Origin of the sequence: Methylobacterium sp. B1 (assembly GCF_000333255.1) — a bacterium.
Taxonomy (GTDB): Bacteria; Pseudomonadota; Alphaproteobacteria; order Rhizobiales; family Beijerinckiaceae; genus Methylobacterium; species Methylobacterium fujisawaense.
Genome location: NZ_BACT01000327.1, coordinates 1 through 6,365 on the forward strand (window position 1 = coordinate 1; position 6,365 = coordinate 6,365).

Here is a 6,365-nt window from a genome sequence, read left to right on the forward strand (position 1 = left end):
CCCCGCAAGCCCGCACTACGCCGATCTGGCCCCGGTCTGGGGGCGCCAGGACTATGTGCCGATGCTCTACGGCCGCGCGGCCGTGGACGCGGCCACCGAGACGGTGATCACGCTGACCCCGAGCCCCGCCTGACCCGGCGGCCGGGACGGATTGGGACAGGACCTTGAAGATCTTCATCGCGGGTCTCGCCACAGAGACCAACACCTTCGCGCCCTTGCCCACCGGACAAGCGGCGTTTCACGCCGACTACGCCCGCCGCGACGGCAGCCGGAACCCGCCGAGCCTCAGCAATATCGGCCTCAAGGCCTGGCGCACGCTGGCCGAGGCGGACGGGCATACGGTGGTCGAGAGCCTCTCGACCTTCGCGCAGCCCGGCGGCATCACCCTGCGGGCCGTCTACGAGGCGCTGCGCGACACCCTGCTGGAGGACCTGAAGGCGGCGATGCCAGTCGACGCGGTGCTGCTGTTCATGCACGGCGCCATGGTGGCGGAGGGCTATGACGACTGCGAGGGCGACATCCTGGAGCGGGTCCGCGCCATCGTCGGGCCGGACGCCACGATCGGCGTCGAGCTCGACCTCCACTGCCATCTCACCGAGACGATGCGGACCAACGCCGACGTCATCGTGATCTACAAGGAATACCCGCACACCGACATCGTCGACCGCGCCCGCGACCTGTATCCGTTGGTCGTCAAGACGGTGTCGAAGGACATCCGGCCGGTGATGGCGTACGCCGACTGCCGGATCGTCAACATGTGGCGCACCAGCCGCGAGCCGGTCGCGGGCTTCGTGCGCCGGATGGAGTCCCTGGAGGGGCGCGACGGCATCCTGTCGGTCTCCTTCGGGCACGGCTTCCCCTGGGGCGACGTGGCGGATGTCGGTGCCAAGATGCTGGTCGTCGCCGACGGTGATGCCGGCAAGGCGCAGGCGCTGGCCGATGAGCTGGCCGGCGCGGTCTGGGCGATGCGGGAGGAGGCCGCGAGCCGCTGCGATACGATCGACGCGGCCATCGATTTCGCCCTCGCCTCCGCCGACCCGCGCCCGATGGTCCTCGCCGACTTCGCCGACAATGCCGGCGCGGGCGCGCCTTCGGACAACACCGCGATCCTCGCCCGCCTCGCAGAGCGGGGCGTCAAGGACGTGGCCCTCGGCCTGATCTGGGATCCCGGGGCAGTCGGCATCTGCCACGAGGCCGGGCTCGGGGCGTCTTTCACCCTGCGGATCGGCGGCAAGTGCGGCGTGACTTCCGGGAACCCGGTGGACCTGCGCGTCACGGTGCGCGGCCTGTCGGACAACCACAGCCAGACCGGCCTCAGCGGCGGCCACGCCCATCTCGGCCCCGCGGCCTGGGTCGAGGCGGACGGGATCCACGTGGTGCTGACCCACAAGCGCCAGCAGGCCTTCGCGCCCGACGCGTTCACGGGCCTCGGCCTCACCCTCGACGACAAGCGGATGGTCGTGGTGAAGTCGATGCAGCATTTCTACGCCGCCTTCGCGCCGATCGCGAGCGAGGTCCGCTACGTCGCGGCGCCCGGAGCCGTTCCGCCGGATTACGGCGCGATCCCCTACACCAAGCGGTCGGGCCTCTACTGGCCGCGGGTCGCCGATCCGTTCGCCGAGGAGAAAGCCCGATGATTCCGGATCTGCGCTTCGACGCTCAGGACATCCTCGCGACCCTGCAGCCCTGGGTCCTCTGCGAGAGTCCCACCCACGACGCGGCGGCGGTCAATCGGATGATGAGCGTCGCCGCCCGCGATCTCGCGCTCCTCGGGGCGACCGTCGAGACGATCCCGGGCCGCATGGGCCTGAGCGACTGCGTCCGCGCGCGGTTCCCGCACCGGGACCGCGACCGGCCCGGCATTCTGGTGCTCGGCCATCTCGACACGGTGCATCCGGTCGGCACCCTCGGAAGCCTGCCCTGGCGGATCGACGGCGATCGCGCCTACGGCCCGGGCATCCTCGACATGAAGGGGGGCAACGTCATCGCCCTGGCGGCGATCCGCGCCCTGGCGGCGGCCGGGATCGAGACGCCGCTGCCGGTGACCGTCCTGTTCACCGGCGACGAGGAGGTCGGCAGCCCCTCGACCCGCGACCTGATCGAGGCTGAGGCGGCCCGCCACGCCGTCGTGCTGGTGCCCGAACCCGGGCAGCCCGACAACGGCGTGGTCACCGGTCGCTACGCCATCGCCCGCTTCGACCTCGAGGCCCTGGGCCGTCCGAGCCATGCCGGCGCCTCGCCCCACGAGGGGCGCTCGGCGATCCGCGCGATGGCGCGCAAGATCCTCGCGATCGATGGGCTCTCGGACGCCGACTGCACCGTCTCCACCGGGATCGTGTCGGGCGGGCAGTGGGTGAACTGCGTCCCGACCGTCTGCCGCGGGCAGGCGCTCAGCATGGCCAAGCGCCAGGCCGACCTCGACCGCGGCGTCGAGCGGATGCTGGCGCTGTCGGGGGAGGAGGACGGCGTCCGCTTCACCGTGACCCGGGGCGTGACCCGGCCGGTCTGGGAGCCGGATGCGGGCTGCATGGCGCTCTACGAGCAGGCGCGTGCCCTGAGCGAGGCGCTCGGCCAGCCCCTGCCCCATCGCAGTGCCGGCGGCGCTCGGGACGGCACTTCCACCGGCGCAAACGGTATCCCGACCCTCGACGGGCTCGGGCCGCTGGGCCAAGGCTACACACCCTGGAGGAGCACGTGCTGATCGAGACCCTGCCGCAGCGGGCGCGGCTGTTCGCGGCCCTGCTGGCAAACCTCGGAGCCGCAGGCCGGGCCTGAGCCCGCCCGGCGTGATGTCAGGCGCGGACCCGGCCGAGTGCCGCGATCGCGACGGCACCCCCGGCAGGCCCCCCGCCGTGCCGCCGCGGACGAAGCCCGCCAGGGCGAGGAGCGGACCTGACGGCGCGGTCGGCAGACCGGTCAGGGGCTTCACACGCACCCGCCTGTGGCGATCCGCGACCCGTCGCGACTCCTGCAGCCGATCGTCGGACCGGCAGGCCTGCCACTTTTCGGGTCCGGACAGGGGCGGCCCGGCGTCAGACCGGGTCGACCGGCATCTCCGGCACGCCTCCGGCCTCGATCGCCGCGCCGGCCGCGAGGCATAGGTCTTCCCGGAAGCGGGCGGCGACCAGTTGCACCCCGACAGGGGTCCGTCCGACGAGGCCGGTCGTCACGGTGAGCGCCGGGACCCCGATCGGTGCCAGTCCCACCTGCAGCAGGTTCGCCTCGAAGGCCCGGGCGACGCCGGCATCCCCGGTGCGGTCGAGCCCGTCGGGGAAGGGCAGCTCGCCCGAGACCGGGACCAGAAGCACAGGGTTCTCGGCAAGGAACAGCGACCATTCCCGTGCCAGCGTCGCGCGCCGGGTGAGCGCCCGGGCGATGGCGTCGGGCGCCATCGCCTCGGCCCGCGACCGGAAGCTCTCCAGGAGCCCGATGGCCGCCGGATCCCCTTCCCGCCCCGCCGCAGCCCGGACCGCCGCGTAGCCGTCACCGAGCCAGAGCTGGAGCTGGAGTTCGCTGGCTTCCCGGATCGGCGGGGTGTCGGCGATCTCCGTGACCGTCCATCCGGCCTCGGCCAGGCGGCGCGCGGCCTCGCGCAGGGCGGCTTCGACCTCCGGGGCAGTGGCGAGGCCCCCAGGCCGCACGCACAGGGCGACCTGGCGTGGCACGGACGGCCCTTCCAGCGGCGCCGGCACCCACCATGGATCGCGCGGATCCGGGGCCGCCATGACTTCGAGGCCGAGGCGAAGATCCGCGATGCTGCGGGCGAGCGGCCCCGAGACCGCCATGAGTTGGGGACCGATCCCGCGCTCGGGCGAGGACGGATTCCAGGCGGGGATCCGGCCCAGGCTCGGACGCAGCCCGTGCACGCCGCAGGCATAGGCTGGATAGCGCACCGATCCGGCAATGTCGGTGCCGTGGGCGATCGCGCCGATCCCGGCCGCCACAGCCGCGCCCGCGCCTCCGGACGAGCCGCCGGGCGTCAGAGCCGGATCGCGCGGATTCTTGGTGTCGCCGTGGAGCTGGTTGGTGGTGAACCAGCGCAGCGAGAAGGCGGGCGTGTTGGTCCGACCGAGCAGCACCGCGCCGGCCCGGCGAAAATTGGCGACCACGGGATTGTCGTCCGTCGCCACGAGGTCGCGCTGGAGACGCAGCCCGTTCGTCGTCGCGAAGCCCTGCTGGTCGGCGTTGACCTTGATGGTGACCGGGACCACCGCGAGCGGGCCGGGGCGCCTCACCCCGAGCCCGGGCGGCGTCCACCGTGTCGGCCTGCGCCAGCACATCCTCCGGGCGGTGCTCGACCACGGCGTTGATCCGCCCATTGACCGTCTCGAGCCGGTCGAGGGCGTCCCGCGCGACCTCCCGGGCCCGAAACTTGGCCGGTGCGGATCAGGGCCGCGAGGTCGGTCGCCGTCAGACGCCAGAGCTGCATGGGGGTTCCTTTCGCGCGCCCGGACGGGCGGGGTCCATCCTACGATTCGCACCGCCCGAGCGGCTCCCGGCCGGCCCGCGCAGCATATTCAATATGCAAGCCGACGGCCGCTTTTTTCCGCTTCCGTGGATCGCCAACGCCGGCAAGGCTTTGCCGCAATGCAGCAGAAAAGACCTAAGCATTCCGACGTAGGCGGCTCTTGCTACCTTTGGAACGACTGATAACCTCCCCCCGTTCGCGCGTTCGACCGGCCAATTCAGCGAGAAGGAACGACTTTCTTAGACGAGGGCAGGCAACCTCCAGCAGAAGGCAGGCTTCCATGGCAGAGGTGATTCGCGTCAGGCCGACACACGACGGCACCTACACTGTGTATCGCGGGACACTCGCGTTGATCTGCGGTCTTACCCGCCTCCAGGCCGAGCGCTACGAAGCGAGCCTCAGCCGACAGCAGCGCACCGACTTGGCAGTCGTCGGCATCTGACCCGCATCCCGATCCCGGGCCGGCGCCCCCCTCACGGGCCGGCCGGCCCGGCTCGTCAGGCGAGGTTTGACGCGTCGAGGTCCGACCCGTCGAGGTCCAGGGCGCCGAGATCGCTGATGGCGCCTGACGCATCGAGGCCCCGTCGCCGGGCCGTGACCGAGACTCTCTGGTCCGACCGGTCGATCTCGAACAGCAGGTAGGAGGCCCGGCGCGACGCCATCGCCCCGTGTCCGTGCGGGCGCGCCGATGCGGAGGGGGCACCCACCACCGGGACGGCCCGGCCGTCCGGCCCCGGGATCCAGGCGGCGCTGGTGACGTGATTGTGACCGTGCAGGATCAGGTCCGCCCCGGCCCGTGCGATCATCGCGGTGAACGCTGCGGCATCCTTCAGCTCGCGGCCGGGCGAGGCGCCCCCGGGCTGCGGCGGATGGTGGATCATCACCACGCGGAACGGGCGCCCCGGCTCCGTGGCTAGGGCGCGGAGCAGGGCTTCGGCCGCGGCCAGCTGCGGCGCACCGAGGCGGCCCGTCGCCACGAAGGGTTTGGTCGGGATCGCGCTGGACAGGCCGACCAGCGCCAGGGGCCCACGCCGCCGCAGATAGGGAAAGCGGCCCCACGAGCCGGAATCGTCGCCCGTGTAGCGGCCGCAGGCGGCGAGCAGGCCTTCGAGGGAGCCGCGAACATAGGCATCGTGGTTGCCCGGCACGAAGCTCACCGCTTCGGGCGAGCCCAGTGCCTCCAGGAAGGTGCGGGCCGTCTCCCATTCGCTCGGCAGGCCGATGTTGCACAGGTCGCCCGTACAGGCGATGTGTCCGGCGCCCTGCGCCTTCAGATCGGTGACCAGCGCCTCCAGCACGGTCATGTCGTGGCTGCGCGAGCGCCCGCGTCGCCAATTGGCGTAGCCGGTGGCGCGCTTGCCGATGAGCTGGTGGAGACGCACCCGGCCGAGGGGGCCGACATGCGGATCGCTGAGATGGGCGAGGCGGAAGGTCAACGCCGGTGGTCACCCTCGACACGGGGACGGAAGGCGCCCCGCATCGCGGGCGCGGCGCCTCGCGTCAAGCGCTTCCGATCAGCATCCCGACCACCAGCACCAGCGCCCCGCCGAGCATGACCTGCAGGGCCGCGCGCCAGAAGGGCGTCGCCATGAAGCGCGTGCGGATCGCCGCGATGACCGCGAGTTCCACCACCACGACCAGGACGGCGAGGCTCGTGGCGAGCACGAACGGGTTCGGCCAGCCGGGCGGGAGCGTGTCGGGAATCGCGTAGGGCAGCGTGTGGCCGAGGCCGCCCAGCGTGGTCATGGCCCCGCACACCAGGCCGCGCAGCCACGGGTCGCCGCGGCCCGTGACCTGGCCGTCGTCGGAGAGTGCCTCGGTGAGCCCATGCTGATGCGGGCCCCGACGACGCCGCGAGCCCCACCAGGAGGGCGCGCCGTTATGCCCGTGGCGAAAG

Annotated in this window: 2 protein-coding genes and 3 pseudogenes; 2 read left to right on the forward strand and 3 right to left on the reverse strand. The window is 72.2% G+C overall.

Annotated elements, in window-relative coordinates; all coding sequences use genetic code 11:
- Positions 1–164 precede the first annotated feature (164 nt).
- Together I53_RS09495 and I53_RS09500 are read left to right on the forward strand one after the other, a co-directional pair.
- Complete coding sequence (locus I53_RS09495; RefSeq protein WP_043349683.1) at positions 165–1,637, forward strand: M81 family metallopeptidase; 1,473 nt, start codon at positions 165–167, stop codon at positions 1,635–1,637.
- Positions 1,634–2,775, forward strand: a pseudogene (locus I53_RS09500) (M20/M25/M40 family metallo-hydrolase). Before I53_RS09495 ends, I53_RS09500 begins: the two are co-directional and overlap by 4 nt.
- A gap of 257 nt (positions 2,776–3,032) precedes the next feature.
- Here I53_RS09500 and I53_RS09505 read toward each other — a convergent pair.
- The 3 genes and pseudogenes from I53_RS09505 to I53_RS09515 all read right to left on the reverse strand — a co-directional run.
- A pseudogene (locus I53_RS09505) lies at positions 3,033–4,429 on the reverse strand (amidase family protein).
- A gap of 536 nt (positions 4,430–4,965) precedes the next feature.
- A complete protein-coding gene (locus I53_RS09510; RefSeq protein ID WP_043349686.1) occupies positions 4,966–5,904 on the reverse strand; it encodes a metallophosphoesterase in 939 nt (312 codons plus the stop codon).
- Positions 5,905–5,968: 64 nt separating this feature from the next.
- A pseudogene (locus I53_RS09515) lies at positions 5,969–6,344 on the reverse strand (VIT1/CCC1 transporter family protein); the annotation flags it as partial.
- Positions 6,345–6,365 lie beyond the last annotated feature (21 nt).